Origin of the sequence: Microcoleus sp. B7-D4 (genome assembly GCF_036705125.1) — a bacterium.
In the GTDB taxonomy this organism is placed as follows: Bacteria; Cyanobacteriota; Cyanobacteriia; order Cyanobacteriales; family Microcoleaceae; genus Microcoleus.
The window spans coordinates 1-19,371 of record NZ_JAUBTT010000092.1; the positions used below are offsets into that span (position 1 = coordinate 1).

13 protein-coding genes are annotated in these 19,371 nt (G+C 44.4%); 3 read left to right on the top strand and 10 right to left on the bottom strand.

What is annotated here, in order from left to right; genetic code table 11:
- Nucleotides 1-266 precede the first annotated feature (266 nt).
- Both QUB12_RS29050 and QUB12_RS29055 read right to left on the bottom strand, forming a co-directional pair.
- Nucleotides 267-1,106 carry a DUF1361 domain-containing protein gene (locus QUB12_RS29050; RefSeq protein ID WP_333145368.1) on the bottom strand — a complete coding sequence of 280 codons (840 nt, stop codon included), beginning with the start codon at nucleotides 1,104-1,106 and terminating at the stop codon, nucleotides 267-269.
- A gap of 268 nt (nucleotides 1,107-1,374) precedes the next feature.
- Entirely contained in the window at nucleotides 1,375-5,637 is a 4,263-nt protein-coding gene (locus QUB12_RS29055; protein ID WP_333145367.1) for a PAS domain S-box protein, read from the bottom strand.
- A 367-nt stretch (nucleotides 5,638-6,004) separates the two neighbouring features.
- Here QUB12_RS29055 and QUB12_RS29060 point away from each other — a divergent pair, with 367 nt between their 5' ends.
- The gene (locus tag QUB12_RS29060; protein WP_333106075.1) at nucleotides 6,005-7,372 is read left to right on the top strand and encodes a TldD/PmbA family protein; all 1,368 of its coding nucleotides are present in this window, start codon (nucleotides 6,005-6,007) and stop codon (nucleotides 7,370-7,372) included.
- 276 nt (nucleotides 7,373-7,648) lie between these two features.
- On the opposite strand, the gene QUB12_RS29065 is transcribed toward QUB12_RS29060, so the two are convergent.
- From QUB12_RS29065 to bioF, 6 genes are all read right to left on the bottom strand, one after another.
- Complete coding sequence (locus QUB12_RS29065) at nucleotides 7,649-9,040, bottom strand: ATP-binding protein (protein WP_333145366.1); 1,392 nt, start codon at nucleotides 9,038-9,040, stop codon at nucleotides 7,649-7,651.
- Nucleotides 9,041-9,192: 152 nt separating this feature from the next.
- Nucleotides 9,193-10,530: an ATP-binding protein gene (locus tag QUB12_RS29070; RefSeq protein WP_333145365.1), complete on the bottom strand. Its 1,338-nt coding sequence runs from the start codon at nucleotides 10,528-10,530 to the stop codon at nucleotides 9,193-9,195.
- Between the two features lie 53 nt (nucleotides 10,531-10,583).
- A complete protein-coding gene (locus QUB12_RS29075) occupies nucleotides 10,584-10,967 on the bottom strand; it encodes a response regulator (protein WP_333145364.1) in 384 nt (127 codons plus the stop codon).
- A gap of 5 nt (nucleotides 10,968-10,972) precedes the next feature.
- The gene (locus tag QUB12_RS29080) at nucleotides 10,973-13,903 is read right to left on the bottom strand and encodes an ATP-binding protein (protein ID WP_333309543.1); all 2,931 of its coding nucleotides are present in this window, start codon (nucleotides 13,901-13,903) and stop codon (nucleotides 10,973-10,975) included.
- Between the two features lie 1,011 nt (nucleotides 13,904-14,914).
- Entirely contained in the window at nucleotides 14,915-15,064 is a 150-nt protein-coding gene (pirA, locus tag QUB12_RS29085; RefSeq protein WP_172185012.1) for an arginine synthesis PII-interacting regulator PirA, read from the bottom strand.
- A gap of 256 nt (nucleotides 15,065-15,320) precedes the next feature.
- Nucleotides 15,321-16,493, bottom strand: a complete 1,173-nt coding sequence (gene bioF / locus QUB12_RS29090; RefSeq protein WP_333145361.1) for an 8-amino-7-oxononanoate synthase — start codon at nucleotides 16,491-16,493, stop codon at nucleotides 15,321-15,323.
- Nucleotides 16,494-16,559: 66 nt separating this feature from the next.
- On the opposite strand from bioF, the gene QUB12_RS29095 reads away from it, so the two are divergent.
- Nucleotides 16,560-17,495, top strand: coding sequence for an exopolyphosphatase (locus tag QUB12_RS29095; protein WP_333145360.1), 936 nt, complete (start codon nucleotides 16,560-16,562; stop codon nucleotides 17,493-17,495).
- Nucleotides 17,496-17,618: 123 nt separating this feature from the next.
- Here QUB12_RS29095 and QUB12_RS29100 read toward each other — a convergent pair whose 3' ends face one another.
- Both QUB12_RS29100 and QUB12_RS29105 read right to left on the bottom strand, forming a co-directional pair.
- Nucleotides 17,619-17,852, bottom strand: coding sequence for a hypothetical protein (locus tag QUB12_RS29100; protein WP_333145359.1), 234 nt, complete (start codon nucleotides 17,850-17,852; stop codon nucleotides 17,619-17,621).
- A gap of 11 nt (nucleotides 17,853-17,863) precedes the next feature.
- The gene (locus tag QUB12_RS29105) at nucleotides 17,864-18,985 is read right to left on the bottom strand and encodes a glycosyltransferase family 4 protein (protein ID WP_333145358.1); all 1,122 of its coding nucleotides are present in this window, start codon (nucleotides 18,983-18,985) and stop codon (nucleotides 17,864-17,866) included.
- A gap of 210 nt (nucleotides 18,986-19,195) precedes the next feature.
- Between QUB12_RS29105 and QUB12_RS37635 the strand changes: the two genes are divergently transcribed.
- Nucleotides 19,196-19,315 (top strand): hypothetical protein, encoded by a 120-nt coding sequence (locus tag QUB12_RS37635; RefSeq protein WP_333300915.1) that lies wholly within the window; start codon nucleotides 19,196-19,198, stop codon nucleotides 19,313-19,315.
- The last annotated feature ends 56 nt before the right edge of the window (nucleotides 19,316-19,371 follow it).

Below are 19,371 nucleotides of genomic sequence, written 5' to 3' on the forward strand. Positions count from 1 at the left end.
GAGCGTCCCCGCTCGCGTATTGTACAATACGCGAGCGGGGACGCTCGCACTGTAAATGCAAAACTGAGATGCTCCCCTAACATATCAATTCTTGTGACAAACAGCAGCAGTAATTTATTTCGGAGTTTCGCGAAAAAATTTGCCTCACCCACCGACGGAAACTGGTTGGCCGAGTTAACTGGTGGAGAGAACAAATTTGGGAGCTTAGTTCAAGGTCTTAGATTCATCGGTTGAATCAATTCTTTAATCTCAAATCTCAAATCGCTCTAGCTGGAAGAAGTTGCGCTATCGCCGGCCAAGTCCGACTGCAATTCGCTCCTGTAAAATCGCTGGCTAATCCCTAAAATTACTTGTTTCATTACCCAATACAAAACAGCAATTACTACAAAAGTTACAACCATTACTAAAACCGGACGCTTGCCTATCAAATCGTTCATTACGCTGTTAACCAGCGCATCGGGGTTAGTAAGAATGTCCCAAGTGTTGAAGCGGATAAATCGCCCTAAATAAATTCCGATCGCCGAAAGTGCGTGTATAGTTATCTCCGTTACCAGGATAAATCTACCCCAACCCTGTTGCTTCAAATAGTAACCCAAATTCATCACCGACAGCACGTAAGCTCCAAATCCCGCCAGCATAAACGCGAGATATTGGGGAATCAAAGCCAGAGTCACAGTCCACACCGAGTTCCCCTCTTTAATCTGCTCGATCAGGTGAATGATATCAGTTAAAACGTAGGGTGCATTGGGTAAAAATCCGATAAACCAGAAAAAACAGCCCCACCAGCGGAGAGAGCGAACTCCGCGCTGCCGCAGTACCCAGATGTCTACAGCCATCAGTGCCAGTGTAATCGCGATCGCCCCCAAAAGGTAAGTTTTGCCCACATCTTGCACAATATGCTTCAGATAGGACAAAACATGGCGCATGCTGGGCAAAAAAGTAGCGCCCAGGAGAATGCCCGTACCCCACAGCAGCCAGCGCGATCGAGGTTTGCGGAACAGCCAAAAACTCAGGCCCAGCGGTACTAAACTCAAAAACAAATTCCAAGACATCCAGCGCACATTGTGTCCCATTGCTTGCAGCGCTTCCAGGATTAATCCCATCATGTCAATTTTTCTACAATTAAAGGTTTGATGCAGCACCGCTTCATTCGCAGCTTCCGTCTATTTTAGTCTTTAACTTGTAGGGTGAGTAGCTTATCGCTGCGCCCCTGAAAATCAGGAATTGCTAACCCACCCTACCAATGCGGAGTCAATCTCAAATCTCAAATCTCAAATCTCAAATCGACTGACCCACCCTACCACTGCGGAGTCTATCTAATATCTAAAATCTCAAATCTCAAATCTCAAATCTCAAATCGACTGACGCACCCTACTATTTATACAGTTTGTCGATCGGAATCTCAATCTTAAAAGTTGTTCCGCATCCTATGGACGAAATACAGTCAATCTTACCCTTGTGCTTTTCCACCACAATCGAGTGCGCGATAGACATTCCCAAACCCGTACCTTTGCCCACAGCTTTTGTAGTAAAAAACGGGTTAAAAATTCGATCGACTATCTCATCGGGAATGCCCGTACCATTGTCCGAAATTTCTACCCTCACAGTCTTCTGGGGGGTTACACCAGTGGAAATAGTAATGTGGCCACTCTTTGTATCTGCTTCCCGAACGGATAACTTTTGATATCGTTCTTCAATAGCATCAATTGCATTAGCAATAATATTCATAAACACCTGATTCAGTTGGCTAGCATAGCACTCCACCAGTGGCAGTTTTCCAAACTCCTTAATTACTTCAATTTCCGGGCGACAGTCCCTACTCTTCAAGCGGTGCTGCAAAATTAACAAAGTGCTTTCAATTCCCTCGTGAATATCGACCGGCTTCATGGCGGATTCGTCCAGTCGCGAGAAATTTCTGAGGGACAACACAATTTGCCGGATGCGCTCGGTTCCTACCTGCATTGAACCCACAAGTTTTATTAAATCCTCAGCCATGAAATCTAAATCAATCTCTTGAATGCGCTCCACAATTATTGAATTAGGTTCGGGATACTCATCTGCGTAAAGACTCACCAGATCGAGCAACTGTTTTGTATACTGGTTGAGATAATCAATATTAGCGTAAATGAAGTTAACTGGATTATTAATCTCGTGAGCAATTCCAGCAACTAATTGCCCCAAAGAAGACATTTTTTCAGTTTGGATGAGCTGAGTTTGAGTAGAGCGCAATGACCGCAGCGCTGACTCTAAAGCTCGAGCTTTTTCTCTTTCTCGCGCCTCGCTTTGTCGCAGTGCTTCCTCTGCTTGCTTGCGAGTCGTAATATCCTGGCAAAATCCAATTATTACCTTAGCCTGACCGTCAGGATTCCTGCTAAAAATAGTATCCCGACTTTGCAGCCACAAAAATTGACCATTTGCGGCCCGCATTCGGTAGTCAATTTCCCAAATTTCGCCATCTTCAACTCCTAAAAAGCTCGCGTGATGTTTGACAATTTTCGGCAAATCTTCGGGGTGTATTAACTGAGGCATGACTGACGAATCCATCGCTGTAATGTCATCGCGGGTATAGCCCAAAAGCCCTAGCACTGAACTATTAGCGTAGATATTTCGCTGTTCTTCCAAGTCGTAGAGATACAAAATACCGGGAGTAGCATCGGCTACTTTTTGAATAAACTGCTGGCTTTCTTGCAAAGCTAATTCAGCTTGTTTGCGATCTGTAACATCAACGGCGATGCCGTCCCAAAGAATATCGCCGTTGTCCTTAGCTTCAGGACGCGAATTTATCTGAAACCAACGAATGTTGCCGGAAGGCAGCACCATCCGTCCTTCCCACTGCCCAGGTTGCAAACTCTGGGCAGAAATAGCAACAGATTCGTCATGATTTTGGCGGTCTTCGGGATGAATTAAATCTGTTACCAAAGCCGCATTTTTCAGAACATCTTCTGGTTCTACCTCTAAAAGTTCTCGGCAAGCACCACTTATGTAAGGAAAACTGAAATAGCCATCGGGACACAACAAAAATTGATAAATGATTCCCGGCACATTAGCAGACAGCTTTTGGAATCTGGCCTCGGTTTCTCGCAGTGCTTCCTCTGCTTGTTTGCGCTCGGTAATGTCAGTAATTGAACCAACCATGCGGACTGCTTTTCCAGATTCGTCCCACAAAGCTTGTCCCCGACTCAATATCCATTTGTAAGCGCTGTTGTAGCACCACAAGCGGTATTCGGTGATGTAATGCGGCGTTTTTCTCTCCAAGTGTTCTTGAAGAAGTTCCTGAGACATCTCTAAATCATCGGGATGTAAACTCGTATTCCATGTGTTATTATAATCGCTAATGTCACTATCTTCGTAACCAGTGATTTCCTTAAAGCGATCGGACACAAAAAGTTCCCCTGTTTGCAAGTTCCAGTCCCAAATGCCGTCATTGTTGCCTTTGAGTGCTAACTGCCAGCGTTCTTCAGTTTGCATCAATTGAGCAGTTCTCTGTTTGACTCTATTTTCTAGTTCTTGATTAAGCTGTTTGAGACTTTCTTCTGCCTGGTTGCGTTCGATCGCAATTCCTGCTAAACTTCTGATCGCCTCTATCAATTGCATCTCAAAAAAATGGGGCGGGCGCGCTTGGGAATAATATATTCCAAAAGTTCCCAAAACTTGACCCTGAGATGAGAAAATAGGAGTAGACAAGCAAGCTCTCAGTCCAAAACTCAAGGCTAAATCTCGATAATTTTCCCACAAAGGATCGCTGGCAATATCTGTAACGATCACCTGTTGGCGGCTAAAGGCAGCAGTTCCACAGGAACCGACATCCGGGCCGATAGCTATGCCATGAATAGCAGCATTGTAACTGTCGGGCAAACTAGGCGCAGCTCCATGTAGTAAATGTTCGCCATCTGGAGCTAGAAGCAATATCGAACCGATGACATCTCTAGATTGTTGCTCGATAATTTCAACTAAAGTATTTAAAGTATCGCCCAGAGAAGTACCCTTAGCAATCATTTCTAAAATTTGTTTTTGACCGGTTAACCAATTTTCAGCTCGCTTGCGCTCTGTAATGTCGCGGGCAACCCACAGAACCGTGTTTTCTTTCATGGGCGAAATGGTAGCGGCAAACCACTTTTGTACGCTGGCAAGTTCCAGGTTATATTCAAAAGTACAGGTTTGATTTGTAGCAAGGGCGGTGCGAATTTTATCGTGAAAAATATCGGCCATTTCTGGCTCGAATAATTCGCTGATTTTTTGCCCGGAAAATTCCGCCGTCGGCTTGTACAATAATTGGGGATTGGTCGGGGCAACTTTCAGGAACCGTCCCTCAATATCGAGCTCGAAAATTAAGTCGTTCATGGCAGCGAACAAAGCTCGAAGTTCCGCTTCAGAACCTTGCAGGGCGATTTCAGCTTGTTTGCGATCGCTAATATCCGTCCCGATACAAAGCAGCCCTGCCACATTTCCCTTCGCATCTAGTAAAGGTTTATTTGTCCACGCTATCCACACCCTTTCTCCATTGCGGCGGATGTTTTCATTTTCGTTTTGGAAGTATTTTTGCGGCTGTGCCAAACAGTCTCGAATCTTTGTCGCGAGGTCACTTTCAAATAAATCTGTTTTCGGTATAATTGTGCCGATCGCACTTTTGCCGATGATTTCTGCTTCTGAATACCCGAAAAAAGTTTCAGCAAACTCGTTAAAAAAAGTAATGTTGCCTTCACTGTCTAACTGCACAATCATGCTGTTAGCATTCTCAACTAATAGCCGGTACTTAACTTCGCTCGATCGCAGTTTCGCACGGCCGTACACCCAGCTAAAAACCGCCACCCCGGTGAAAACAGCCAGCAAGCCGCCTCCAAAGAGCAGCCACCCCCGAAGCGGCGCATTCGCACGCCATCCCCCCGCCGGAATTGCGGCCAACTGCCAGGAACCGTTGGGCAAAGTCACTTCCAGCAGCACGGGATTGTGCTGAAAAATTGACCCGTCACCGAAAAACACAGGGCCGGATGCTCCCGAACCGTCTTTGCCCCGCAGAGCGTATTGCAGCTTCGCTGAGGAGTCGTTGAGTCCTGCTTCCTCAATGAGGGTATTTTTGTCGATGATCAGGCCTGTCAAGCCCCAGTAAACTCCTGTTTCAGGGTCGGCACCGGAGGGTGTGAGAAAAATCGGCGATCGGCTGATGAACGTCTCGTCCCCCTCCAATAATTTCACGGGCCCGGCAAGCAAAGTTTTTCTGGTTCGGATGACCTCTTTGACCATTTGCCGGTGTTCGGGTAGCGTCGTCAAGTCCTCTCCGATCACCGCTTCATTTCCCTCCCGTGGATAAATGTAAGCGACCCTCGTGCCTTTAACTAAAGTTATGGCGCGAATGCCCGGTTGCTGTGCCACCAGAATTCTCGCCGTCGCTGTAAACTCGGCTTCGGTGATGTTTGGGTTGTTGGAAAGGTAAGCCCCCAAACCCCGCATCAAAAACAGGCGGGAATTCAAAGAGCCTTCCAGCTTAGAACGGACTGTGCTGAGGCGATCGAGGGTGCTAGCGCGGTTGTAGTGAAAAAACCGCCGCTGTTCTGAGCGATCTAAAATGCCAACTCCGACCAAAATTGCTATTGATGCCGAAATTGCTGCTAAATACGGTGAAATTTGGAATTTTTTCACCTTAAAGTATTCCATCTGCCGGCGGTTAAGGTATATTTTTTAGATATTTAGATAGATTTAGTTTAGTTTGATTTCTCTAACCAAATGCAAGATTTTCGCCATACCGGGCTTTTCGCAAGCGGGCGCGAGTTTTTTGTGTTTTAGGAAACCCGCCGAACGTCGGCGATCGGCAAGCTTCTAATCATCAGTTGTGTGGACAAAGTTTTAAATCTCAAATCGACTGACTCGCCATTTATCGGGTAGGGTGCGCGCTGCCGCACCAGAGCGGTGGGGGAACGCGCACCCGAAAGACGGGAGTTATTAGCTAAAATAAGGTTAGCAATAATTTTTTTCAGCGCTACGCCGAATCTATCATAGGGGCAATTTGATGCAAGAACAGTTGATGGAAGCGATCGCACCTTACCGCGATCGCGTAGATTATCTAGAAGTTCGCCTCGAACAAAGCGAGTCAACTGCGATTAGTTTTCGCGGCCCTCAGTTAGATGCTGTAAACCGCAGTTTTAGTCTCGCCGGCGGCATCCGCGCCTGTCACAAAGGTGGCTGGAGTTTTGTAACTTTTAACGGTTTAGATGAGTTAAAAGACCGCATTGAAGAAGCTGTAGTCCAGTCTCGTTTGGTTGGCAGCGAAAAAACTCTACTAGCAGATGTCACCCCGATTCAAGATTATGTAGCGGTGGAATTGGGCCGCGACCCGCGCTCTATTACTCTAGCCGAAAAGCGGAAATTGCTCGAATCTTACAATCAGTTGCTGTTAGATTACGACCCGCGAATTCAGACAACAATGGCAGGTTACAGCGATAGATTTGGGATTACTTATTTTGTGAATTCTCAAGGTACTTGCATCGCTCAAGAGCGCTTGGACGTGACCGGGCGTTTCGGAGCGATCGCCCGCGGCGAGGGCGGTGTCGTCCGCCAAGGGTTTGAGTCGATTCACTCGCGATCGGATTACGATGTCTTGACAAATATTGAAGATCGTGTTAAGAGTGCTGCCGTTCGAGCTGTAGGCCAATTAGAGGCAAAATCGGTGAAAGGCGGTCAGTATCCGGTGATTTTAGACCCTTATTTGTCGGGGGTTTTTATTCACGAAGCTTTCGGGCATTTGTCGGAAGCAGACGGCATTTACGAAAACCCGAAAATGCAGGAATTGTTGACTTTGGGCAAGCCTGTGGCGATCGAACAATTGAATGTAATTGACGACGCAACTGTGCCGGGATTGCCGGGAACTTTGAAATATGACGACGAAGGCGTGCCGGCTCAGTGCAAGCATTTAATTAAAAATGGAGTTTTAGCGGCTCGGATGCACAATCGCGAGACTGCGGGCAAAATGGGCGAAAGTCCGACGGGAAATGCCCGGGCTCTGAGTGCTACTTTTATGCCTTTGGTGCGGATGACTAATACTGCGATCGAGTCTGGCGAACATTCTTTTGACGAAATGGTTGCCGACATTGACGAAGGAGTTTATGCAGTGCGGATGTTGGGAGGACAAACCAACGGCGAAATGTTTACCTTTGCAGCGGCTCAAGGTTTTATGATTCGCGACGGCAAATTGGCTGAACCAGTGAGCGATGTCACTTTAAGCGGCAATGTATTTCAGACTTTAAAGGATATTGAGTCTATAGGAAACGACTCGGTTTATGCCTACGGCGGTTGTGGTAAAGGCGGCCAGAGTGGCTTGCCCGTAAGTGTCGGCGGCCCTCATCTGCGGATTAAAAATGTCGTCGTCGGAGGAAGGTAATCATTAGTCATTAGTCATTAGTCATTAGTCATTAGTTATTAGTTCAAGACTTACGAAACTGGTTAAGGTGAGGGTGCGATCGCGCCCTCACCTTAACCATTCCGGGGTACTAACAAGTTGACAACCGACTCAAAATTTACTATTGACTTTCACTCGCGCTGAGTGCGATGCCGGAGGCTACCGTTACCAAAGGTGTCAATTTCCGCACATCAATTAGCACAACGAATAAGCTAGACTTTTACTGATTTCGCGTTCTTTTAGCCAATTTTATTCCCCTTAACTCGCCTTCATCTCTACCCGCTCGCTCTGCCTAATGGGAATCTCAATCACAAATTCTGCACCCCGCTCTGGCTGTGATAAACACTTCAAATCTCCGCCGTGCTTCTCCACCACAATCTGATAGCTAATAGATAATCCCAAACCCGTGCCTTGACCAACAGGTTTAGTTGTGAAAAAAGGAGTAAATAGATTCGACCTTACCTCGCTTGTTATCCCCAGCCCATTGTCTTTAACACTGATTCTTACCCAATCCGGATTCAGCATAGAAGTACGAATCGTAATCGTACTTGGGTCGTTTTTAATTTGCTCTGGGCTGCGTTTTTTATCATACTGATTCAAGGCATCAATTGCATTGCTCAGCAAATTCATAAATACCTGATTCAACTGACCGACATAACATTCTACTTTTGGCAAATCTCCGTATTCTTGAATAATTTGAATAGGTGGACAATCAGGCTTAGGCTTGAGGCGACTCTGCAATATGACTATACTGCTGTCGATGCCATCGTGAATATTAACGGGTTTCATCTCAGCTTCGTCAAGGCGCGAGAAGTTCCGCAACGTCAGCACAATCTGACGGATACGTTCAGCCCCTACTTTCATCGAAGATAGCATTTTAGGCAGATCTTCTCTGATAAATTCTAGCTCTATGTTTTTAATTAAAGCTGCGATTTCAGGGTGATTATGGGCATCGTGCTGCTCGTAAAGGTTAATTAAACCCAATAAATGCTGAGTATACTCATTGACATAAGTTAAATTGCCATAGATAAAATTAACGGGATTATTAATTTCGTGGGCAACACCAGCAACTAACTGTCCTAAGCTAGACATTTTTTCAGTCTGAATAAGCTGAGCTTGGGTGCGCTGTAAATTTTGCATTGCGAGTTCTAGTTGGATAGCTTTTTCTCGCTCTCGCACTTCTGAGTGCCGCAATTTGTCCTCTCTTTCTTGGCGCAAGCGTTCGTTTTCTTTTAGTTCTTGCACGTGCTGCAAAGTTTTGTTAATAGTAATTTCTAAATCCTGAAAATCTATAGGCTTAGTCAAAAAATCAAATGCCCCACCATTCATTGCCTTTCTAATATTTCCCAAGTCGCCATAAGCAGATATAACTACTGTTTTGACCATAGTAACTAGCTCGTTAAGTTTCGCTAGCAAAGCCATGCCATCCATGACTGGCATATTAATATCTGTCAGTACAATATCTATATCCGGCTCCTCTTGCAACTTTGAAAGCGCTTCTACGCCATTATGTGCAAAAAAAACTTGGTATTCTCCTGCGCGTATCTTTTTTCTAAATTTCTGGCAAATTAAAGATTCTAAATCGGGTTCGTCATCCACAAATAATATTTTAGCTGGCATATTGCGAGCCCTTTCGGTTGTATACGACATTTTTTCTCATTTGATTAATTAACTTATCCGAATAATATTTATATACTTTAAGTTCTATTATAAATTATTTTAGGAGTAATGAAAAGGCTGATTTTTACCAGGGCAAACCGGACGGCTGTAATAGGCTCTCTCGTTTGGTAGAGGCCGATCGATTAGCTCAAATCAAGTTCAGCCTTAGTTTGTCTGATTGGAATTTCCATCGAGAACTCCGCTCCCTCCCCCATCTCTGAAACACACTTCAATGCGCCCCCATGCTTCTCCACTATAATTTGGTAGCTGATATAGAGACCCAAACCAGTACCCTGACCTACAGGCTTAGTAGTAAAAAAAGGTTCATAAATACGGTCTTTCACATCTGGGGTCATTCCCACCCCATTGTCCCGAATTTGAATGACGACACGGGATTTTTCCTCTAGCAGAATAGTGCGAATAGTAAGGGCGAGTTGGTGAGCTAAGATGTCATCTAGTGACCGTTGTTTATTGTACTCATTCAAAGCATCGATCGCATTAGAAACAATGTTAATAAACACCTGGTTGAGTTCTCCAGCATAGCATTCCACTAAAGGCAGATTGCTGTACTCCTCGATCACTTGAATCTCTGGACGCGCTGTCGTTGTTTGAAGTCTATTATTCAAAATCAGCAGGCTGTTTTCGATCCCTTCGTGAATATCAACAGACTTTATGTTAGCTTCATCAAGCCTCGAAAAGTTGCGTAAAGACAAAACAATCTTGTGAATACGGTCAACACCACATTTCATCGAAGCCAGAATTTGGGATAAATCTGCTATCATAAATTCTAAATCTATGGCTTCGATTTCAGTTTGAATCTCAGAACTGGGAGGGGTGTACTGCTGCTGATAGAGATGCAGCAGGTGCAGTAGGTTTTGGATATAATCACTGACGTGGCTAATATTGCCAGAGATAAAATTAGCGGGGTTGTTAATTTCATGAGCAATCCCCGCAACCAGTTGACCCAAAGAAGACATTTTTGCAGTCTGAATCAGTTGAGCTTGGGTATTTTTTAGCTCTTGCAGACTTTGTTGTAAATCCTGAGCTTGTTCTCTAGCGCTAGCTTCTGATTGTCGCAAGCGCTGGTTTTCTTTTAACTGTTGCACGTCGCGCAGCGTTTTGTGGATGGTAATTTCTAAATCCAGAAAATCTATCGGTTTAGTCAGAAAGTCAAAGGCACCTAAGTTCATTGCATTTCTTATATTTTTCATGTCGCCATAGGCTGATATAACTATTGTTTTCAGGGGTAGGTCTATTTGATTAAGTTTAGAGAGTAAAGTCAGACCATCCATTTCAGGCATATTAAGATCCGTCACTACCATATCTAGATCCGGGTGTTCTTTCAATTTTTCCAGGGCTTCTACGCCATTATGGGCAAAAAACAACTGCCATCCTGCCGTGCGGATATTTTTTTTAAATTTTTGGCAAATCAGACATTCTAAATCAAGCTCGTCATCCACAAATAGTATTTTAATTGGCATATTTATATCCTATAAATTTTGTGTAGGCAAGTTGTTTGATTTTTATTCCTAAGCTAATTGTGGCTCCTCCATATTGTGAAGATTTTTTCTTTTAATTCGTCAAAGTTAACGGGCTTAGTAATATAGTCATCAGCTCCATATTCCATAGCGGTTTGGTAATTTATCTCATCTCCATAAGCGGTAATCATAAAAACTTTTAGATCGGGAAATTTTTCTTTGATAAGCTTCAGCAGTTCTAGCCCATTCATACCAGGCATATTAATATCGGATAAAATCAAGACAATAGACGCTTTTTCCTGGCTTTCTAAGTAGTTTAAAGCTGCCTCTGCCGACAGGGCAAAATAAAAGTGAAGTTGCCCTGCTTTGATTTCTTTTCTAAATTTTTGTTTGAACAATGACTGAATATCTTCTTCGTCGTCTACAACCATTACTTTCATTTTTTTTAGTCCTTAACTTCGACTATTTTTTTTTGCAATGTAATTATAAATTCTGTGTAATTTCCTACTTCTGTTTCTACTTTTAGTTCTCCGCGATGCTGCTGGACGATAATATCGTGACTCATAGATAGACCTAGACCAGTCCCTTCCCCAGCAGGCTTTGTAGTAAAAAAGGGATTGAAAATTTTATCGAGTACATCGGGCGTCATACCCGGCCCGTTATCGCGAATGCGAATTTCAACCGCCGAACCCAGATTTCGAGTTCTGACATCAAGCTGGGGTGAAAATTCTTCTCCCATTTCTTGTTTCTTTTTATGGGCTGCATAGCAAGCATTGTTAATAATGTTAAGAAAAACCCTGGAAATGTCTTGTGGCACGACTTCTACTTTGCCAATATCATTATCGTAGCCGCTTTTTATGATAATGTTAAAAGAAGCCTCCTTGGCTCGCATCCCGTGATAGGCTAGATTGACATATTCTTCTAATAAAGTATTTATATCTGTGGCTTCCCAATGACCACTTTGTCCGCGAGAATGCAAAAGCATATTGCCGACGATTCTGTCGGCTCTTTGACCGTGTTGATTGATTTTTTGGAGATTGGCTTTTAGATCGGTTAATAGCTCAGCAATATACTCACTTGTTTCTGGTTCTAACCGTTCAGTTTGATTTTCAATTTCTTGTAAAAGTTCTTCGGTTAATTCAGCAGAAACTTCTGAAAAATTGTTTACAAAGTTTAAGGGGTTCCTGATTTCGTGGGCAATCCCTGCTGTTAAACTGCCCAGAGAAGCGAGTTTTTCTTGCACGATAATCTGATTTTGCATGGCTCTGAGATTTTCTTCGATCCGCTGGCGCTCTTCAATTTCATTCTGCAATTGCTCCACAGTATGGGTGAGTTCAGATGTACGCTCCTCGACTTTGATTTCTAGTTCCTCATTAGCTTTTTGCAGGGCTTCCTGGGCTTGCTTGCGATCGGTGATATCGCGGACGATCGCCACATATTGTTGCAGATCCTGATTGGAAAGGGAAGCGTCTTGAGAGAATCGATCGGAGATGGCAACTTCTAGAATGCGCGAACTACCATCGGAGAAGTTGAAAGTCTGTTCACTGCGACTGAGCCACTGCTCTGGCTGATCCCCTAATCGTGGCAATAATTTGTTCAGGTAAGACCCAATTAGCCCAGTAGAATCTATGCCGAAGACGCTTTCAGCAGCGGGATTTGTCTGACGAATGACACCATTTTCATCCAGCACTACAATACCATCTAGGGCAATGGTAAAGAGCTGTTCTGCTCCCTCTCGTGCCTCTTCCATTGAGACGACCTGGGGTAAGCTCGTCCAACAGGCAACTGCCACCCCAATAAAAGCAACTGTCACCAATAGCACTACGAATAAATTCAAGCCAACAGTAGAGTTAGCATATAATTTGAAGCCAAAAATCCAGCCGACAGCGACGGCGCTCACAATCAGCAAGATCAAAATTACAACCTGAAACGCCACAAAATCTGGCATTTTGCTCTTGCTTCTGTTGCGGTAAAGCCGAATCCACCACGAGGGATGGAAGGGGGCAAAAGCAATGCGACTTATCCCTGCATCCACTGCTAAAACGGCAAGGGGAAAAAACAACCCAATGATAAAGTCTTGCCAGCCCCAAGCTAAGCCTCCCACGACTAGAACCACCGCATCTACTACGAAAAAGCCCAGCGACCACCCAGGCCACCGAACTTCTGGCTGATCCCGCCGCAGCCACAGTGAGAGATGGAACATCATTAGGCAGACAACTAAGCCAACATTAGTAATCGCCACAAGCCGAGGTACATTTCCCCAAGCTAGACAGATTAAACTCAGAACCAGAACAAAGACAAGGCCAAATCCAAATACACCCCGTCGGGATACAACTGCGAATGTTGGCGAAATATGCCCATCTACCGCAAGTTGGTACAGCATCCGGGGGCAGTTGGAAACAATTGTCGCGCAACTCAGAAGACAGCTTGCGACGACCAGAAAGGTGACGAGGGTGGGAACCCAGGGCCCCCATAATGCCTGACAGGCAGCTAATACATTCAAGAATACGTCATCTTTCAGATCGGGAGCGGTAGCCAAGCGCATCAGTACCCAAGCACCTCCCAAAATAACAGGCAGCATCGCCAGTGCGGAAATTTTGAGAAACTGCAGCGTTTTAGTAGGGTTGCGGCTATCCGCTACGAAACTGGCAGCGGAGTCACAGCAGTAGAAAATGTAGGTAGCAAAGTAAAACCATTTAGCCCAGTCAATAAAGGTGAATTCCGGCCAAATGGTGGGGAAAAAGCCGGGACTGTTTGACGAAAAAGCTAACCACAATAGACCGTGAATCGAAAAAACGGATAGTACGCCGACTGTCGGTAACACGAAAAAGGCGAGCAGAATACTTAAGGCGCGAGTGCCACTGAAGGTCAAAATGAAGGGTAGGAGCGTGAAGGTAATATTTAGTAAAGTTTCAGGACACCTAAAACCTAAACTATTGAGGTTGACTTTGATGAGCTGTGTCAGTACGATCGCAGAAATTGGCAGTGTTGATACCCAGCTTAAAAAGTAGCCGATCGCCGCATAACTTCCCAGACCCGGATAATTTTTCAGCATTCGGGCGGTATAGTTGGGCGTTCCCCCAGCCATGTCTGGGAAATACTCACCGATGCGTTTTACCTGTAGATTGAGCATCATGCCCATGAGGATACCGGGCAACCAGACGAAGATGGCGCTAGGCCCAATCGCTGCTTGGATCGCTGTGGCGATCGTAAACCAATTGGCGTGACCTGTGAGGCCAAAGCCCGATGTTTCGACGGCACTCAGGCTTCGGGGTAGGCGCATGAGCGATCGCCTATTGAGATTGTCTCTTGGGTAAGGTTGAGTTGGTTCTGAGTGGTAGCCGTTTTCCGGCTGGTGTCGGATGTCTGTCGCCATCAGTTTTATCTATTATTTTGGGGATTTTACTGTCGCCACCCTGATGTTCAGCTTTATAGCTTTTAACTTTTTCCGTTAAGCATTTTTGCTAGTCTTAAATTTTGGGAAAGCTACCTTTCCCAGTCAACCATGAAAATCTATCTCAATCCGTCTTCAATATTACCAGGACTTACGCAACTGCCACATATCTGTGTACCAGCACCCTAAAATTAGACAATAAACATCAGCACATCGGGAATTTTTAGTTGCTCACTTCAATAAACATCAGAAAATCGGGAATTTTTAGTTGATCACTTCAATGATTTGATAGAATCCCGTGTTTAATTTGATATATTATTTGACCTGTTTTATCCGCTCAACTTTTGAGCGCCTACCCCACACAAGTTCATGGCAAGCAATATGATTTGTTTGAATTATAGCTTGAAGGGACTGGCAAGATTCTCTCCCGGTTAATTGCTTGAGTTCCCTAAGAAATTGCTCAATTTTCTAACGAATAGCACACACATGAGTGTACGTCATTCGTGCGATTATTGAGTTTGGTCTTTAGTCGCGACTGTCAACTTGCGATCGATCCGGACTGGTTCAAGTGATGGGTGAGGGTGCGCCCTCACCATGTGCGAGTGGGGTAAGTCCTGTAGTTATTAGTAGGGCGCGCCTCGGCACAGTTTACTACAGATAAAAATACAAGGAATGCAGTATAACTCCTGTTGTCTTTTCTTCCCTCTTCCTTCTGACTTAATAACTAAGGCAAAAAATGGTTGACTGCGCTATTTGTAGAGTCTCTGGGGGGCGAGGCGCACTCTACAGATAAAGTTTGGGCGTCCAGGATTGTTCCCTCTTCCTTCTTTCTTCTTCCTTCTCAATAAAAAACCCCGGTTTCTTGAAGAAACCGGGATTTTTCCTACCAACTAAGAGAGGAGTCAAAACTTCACAGGTAGCGGTTGCCGGAATTCTGCATTTCTCGCACAACCCTCTAAACCAAACTACGGGCAAATTATAGTTGCAACTTTTTTAAAGCTGTCTCATTTCCTCTTCAAGCACCCGAACCAAATCTTGATTGCCACTGGATCTCGCTACCTCTATGCGGTGCATCAGTTGCTTGTGAATGTTAGCGCGGTGGGTTTCTGCTACTTTTTTTACGTTTTGACGATTTGTGTTCATGGTGGACGTTCCTTATATAAAATTTGGTGTACCTGCTACTTCTCTAATATAGCGCTAAATTCCAAAAAGTATCTAAATTTACAAAAAATTTACAGTTGTTGACCGATCGACCAAACTCCTGTATAAGATTGGCCATAAGTCAATAGCGATATCTTGACAATCAGAAGTCAGTAGTCATTAGGCCGATGCCCGATGCCCGATGCCCGATGCCCAACATTTACATTTAGTCAAGCGGTGCGCGGTACGCACCCTACATTTACTCAAAACTCAAAACTTGCAGCAGCGCCTCTACCAACTGCTGAAGGTGTGCGAGCTCGTGAGTTGCCATCAGCGAAATCCGAATTCGACTCACACTTACAGTCGGAGGCCGAATGGCGGGAGCAAAAATACCCATCTCCTTGAGTTTGCTGCCGACTGTTAAAGCGGAGGCTGCATCTTTTAACGGAAGACTGAAAATTGGGGAGAGGCAATTGCTAATTGGTAATTGGTGATTGGTAATCGCGCAATATTTGAAAGTTTCGATATTTTGTCGCAACCGAACTCGGCGTTCTGGTTCTTGCTGTACAATCCTCACAGCTTCCAAAGCAGCCGCCGCGTCAGCAGGCGTCAATGCCGTAGTATAAATCCAACTCGCAGCTCGATTACGCAGAAAATCAATTAAAGCAGCAGAGCCCGCAACGTAACCACCTAAACTTCCCAAAGCTTTGCTGAGTGTCCCCACTTGAATCAGCGGTGTTCCCGTACACCCGAAATGTTCTGCACAACCGGCACCGCTAGCACCGAAAACTCCTGTAGCGTGAGCTTCATCTACTAATACCATGCAGTTAAAGGTTTCGGCCACAGCCAACAACTGCGGCAGCGGACACAAGTCCCCATCCATGCTAAAGACGCTATCGGTAATAATTAAACACTTGCGGTATCTCGCGCGATTTTGCTCTAGCTTGGCCGTTAAATCCTCAAGATTGCAGTGACTGTACTCTAGGGCTGTTGCACCGCTGAGTGTGGCTCCGTTTTTCAGGCTCGAATGGTTGTACTTGTCAGATAATATCAAATCGCGCTTGCCGACAACGGATGCGATCGCCCCTAGATTCGCCAAATATCCCGAACTGAATACTAAAGCATCTTCAGTTTGTTTTAAATTAGCAATAGCTTGTTCTAGCTGTCGGTGCAAATCGCGGTGTCCGCTGACCAACCTCGAACCCGTCGCACCCGTCCCAAATTCCTTAGTTGCAGCCATAGCAGCTTGGATTAACCTGTCATCGCCGGCAAGTCCCAGATAATCGTTGCTGGCAAAGTTAATCAGCCTGTGGCCTGCTAACTTTACCACAGGCCCAGGGGAACTTTCGATCGATTGTGGCGATCGATACCAATCGGCACGGCGAATAGTGTCGAGAGACTTCTCTATCCAAGCGTAAGGGTCTGCGTTCATATTGGAAAGCGATCGGGTAATAAGTTATATTGTCTTATAATCAGTCCCTGCCTATCACAGAAGCATATGCCACTCACTAAAAAATACAGATTAGTCACCCGCAGCGATTTTGACGGTCTTGTCTGTGCCGTTTTGCTCAAAGAACTCGATATGATCGACGAGATTAAATTCGTGCATCCTAAAGATATGCAGGATGGGAAAATCGAAATAACAAATAACGATATTAGCACCAATTTACCCTATGTGGAGGGAGTTCATCTAGCTTTCGATCACCATTTCAGCGAAACTCTTAGACACGAGAAAATCAAAATTAACCACATCATCGATCCCTATGCAGCTTCGGCGGCTAGGGTACTGTACAAATATTATGGAGGTCAAGCAAAGTTTCCTGATATTTCTGAGGCGATGATGCTGGCCGTTGACAAATCAGATTCCGCTCAATTTGCGAAAGAAGAGGTTCTGCAGCCGCAAGAATGGGTGCTGTTAAACTTCATAATGGACGCCCGAACGGGGTTGGGAAGGTTTAAAGAATTTACCGTTTCCAATTATCAGTTAATGATGCAGTTAATCGATTACTGCAAATATCATACCATCGAGGAAATCTTGCAGCTTCCTGATGTAAAAGAAAGAGTAGACCTCTACTTCGAGCAAGAAGAAAAATTTAAAGAGCAAATACAGCGATGCGCCAAAGTTTATAATAATTTAGTTGTTTTGGATTTGCGTAACGAAGAGGTGATATATGCAGGGAATCGTTTTGTAATATACGCTTTGTTCCCCGATTGCAATATATCGATTCACGTACTTTGGGGACTGAAACAACAAAATACTGTTTTCGCAGTTGGCAAGTCAATCTTTAACAAAACTTCAAAAACTAATATTGGGGAGTTAATGTTAAGATATGGCGGCGGTGGGCACCAGAATGCCGGAACTTGTCAGATTGAGAACGATAAAGCTAGTCAAGTTTTGAAAGAGTTAATTGCCCAGATAGAGCAAAATGGTTAAATTGGCTTTATCTTTTTTGCAGTCAGGACTTGAGTCTTTGATTATTTATTTTAATTTTCAGCACTAAAGTCCTTACTACAAACGGGGATTTTTAGGACTGAAGTCCTTACTGCAAACGGGAGTTTAGTCCTCAAGGTTTTGATCTGGCGGGTTCTGAACATTGAGATTTTCTGAACAGTTGCCTTTGACTGGTGGCAAATGGTCTACCAAACCCATATCAAAAGCGATATCGGGCAACTCATCAGCGTTATATTTTCCTGGCTCAAACAATCGCCCGGAAGTAAAACAAGGCTGTTTCAATCGTACCACTTCCCCCGGTGAAAACATTCCCCTAAACATTTTGCGTTCGAGTCCCATAATTTCCGATCCTAAAACAACTTTCGCATTAATCTTAACAATTTTTGAGCGGCAGCTTCCCAATTAAATAAATCCGCCGTCTCTCTAGCTTTTTGACCTACCCGAAAACGCATCGGGTCTTCAACAATTTTTCGTAACTGTTCGCGAACAGACTGAATATTTGGCTCGGCCCAATGAGGAGAATTTCTGATTTTTAGATACTGAGTATCGTAACACTTTCCGACCGGAATTAGATCGTAAGCAATGGGATAGCAGTTATCCGCATTGGCGTACTCAGTCGGGCCGCCGTACATAGTCATAGCAACGGGCAAACCTGCTGCAAAGGCATCCAAAATTTTAATCGCAAAACCCTCCCCGCGAAACGGAGCTAAAAAAGCATCTGCTGACAAGTATAAATCAGCTAGTTCTGCTTTATTATAAAATTTAGGGATTATCAGAATTTTTGCCTTTAACTTGCCGAGCTGCTTTTCGATATTGGCGAGATGTTCCACTATAACATCTGGATTTTTACCTCCATCTTTGATTATTAACTCTACGTTAGAATCATCTTTAAACTCTTCCCAAAAAGCTTGAATGACCAGATCCGTGCCAAATCTATAGAAATCAAAAGAATTGGTCATGTGCAGAATATGTTTTACATCTTTTGGTTTTTTTGGGGATCGGGGCAAATAGAGTTGCGAGATTAAAGGATTGAAACCTAGAGGCATGACGGATACGTTAGCCGCAGGACATCCAGCTTGTATTAAAACGTTTTTAGAATATTCGCTGACGGCTAGTTTGTGAGATGCAGTGTTAACAGCATCGTAAATCCAGTAATCATAATCCTCATGGTTTTTGGCGAATTCGTAATTGATCGCAAAAAGTTCTAAGTTGAGATGTCCGTTGAGTTCTTTTAAAAAATAAGGTTTCCAATAATGAGACCATTTGATATGAAATAAATCTGAGGGTGCGGTGTTCATCCACTTTTCTAGCAGGTGGTTTTCTTCTGCTGTGGAATGGCGACTGAGATGAGAGGCTATTGTTGATGGTTCGACCGAAATAGGAATTCCCATTTGGTGTAAAGTTTTCGCCAGGGATAGCGTAATATCAGCGAAGGAGTTAAAGTGTTGAAAACCAACGTTAAAGTGAACCATATTTATTGGTTATTAGTGCAGGGTAATCGCATCTGATTTGGTATAAATTGTACTTGACAAATGACAGAAAATGCACAGGCCAGATGTATGGCTGCGGTGGAGACGGGATCGGCGACCAACAAGCAGTTAAACTGGGAATGGACTCCCGGCAGGTATCCCTCACTCAGGCAGATGGAAAAAGGCTGTCGTCAAATCTAGCGCCAACGGAACATTGTGGAACGTGCTATCAAGCGACTCAAGCAATGGAGTCGGAGCGCTATTCGATATGAGAAGCTGCCTGCCAATTATACAGCCACGATCGCGATCGCCTGCATTCTGTTGTGGTTATAGTTGGAATACACGCCCTAGGCAAGAACACCTGATGGAGATAAATCAACTAGGTGGAA

Bases quoted from the DNA above. Each gene is read 5' to 3' on its own strand.
- pirA (WP_172185012.1), bottom strand. From the start codon at position 15,064: ATGAACACAAATCGTCAAAACGTAAAAAAAGTAGCAGAAACCCACCGC.
- QUB12_RS29105 (WP_333145358.1), bottom strand. From the start codon at position 18,985: ATGGTTCACTTTAACGTTGGTTTTCAACACTTTAACTCCTTCGCTGAT.
- QUB12_RS29060 (WP_333106075.1), top strand. From the start codon at position 6,005: ATGCAAGAACAGTTGATGGAAGCGATCGCACCTTACCGCGATCGCGTA.
- QUB12_RS29065 (WP_333145366.1), bottom strand. From the start codon at position 9,040: ATGTCGTATACAACCGAAAGGGCTCGCAATATGCCAGCTAAAATATTA.
- QUB12_RS29070 (WP_333145365.1), bottom strand. From the start codon at position 10,530: ATGCCAATTAAAATACTATTTGTGGATGACGAGCTTGATTTAGAATGT.
- QUB12_RS29075 (WP_333145364.1), bottom strand. From the start codon at position 10,967: ATGAAAGTAATGGTTGTAGACGACGAAGAAGATATTCAGTCATTGTTC.
- QUB12_RS29080 (WP_333309543.1), bottom strand. From the start codon at position 13,903: ATGGCGACAGACATCCGACACCAGCCGGAAAACGGCTACCACTCAGAA.
- QUB12_RS29050 (WP_333145368.1), bottom strand. From the start codon at position 1,106: ATGATGGGATTAATCCTGGAAGCGCTGCAAGCAATGGGACACAATGTG.
- QUB12_RS29095 (WP_333145360.1), top strand. From the start codon at position 16,560: ATGCCACTCACTAAAAAATACAGATTAGTCACCCGCAGCGATTTTGAC.
- QUB12_RS29100 (WP_333145359.1), bottom strand. From the start codon at position 17,852: ATGGGACTCGAACGCAAAATGTTTAGGGGAATGTTTTCACCGGGGGAA.
- bioF (WP_333145361.1), bottom strand. From the start codon at position 16,493: ATGAACGCAGACCCTTACGCTTGGATAGAGAAGTCTCTCGACACTATT.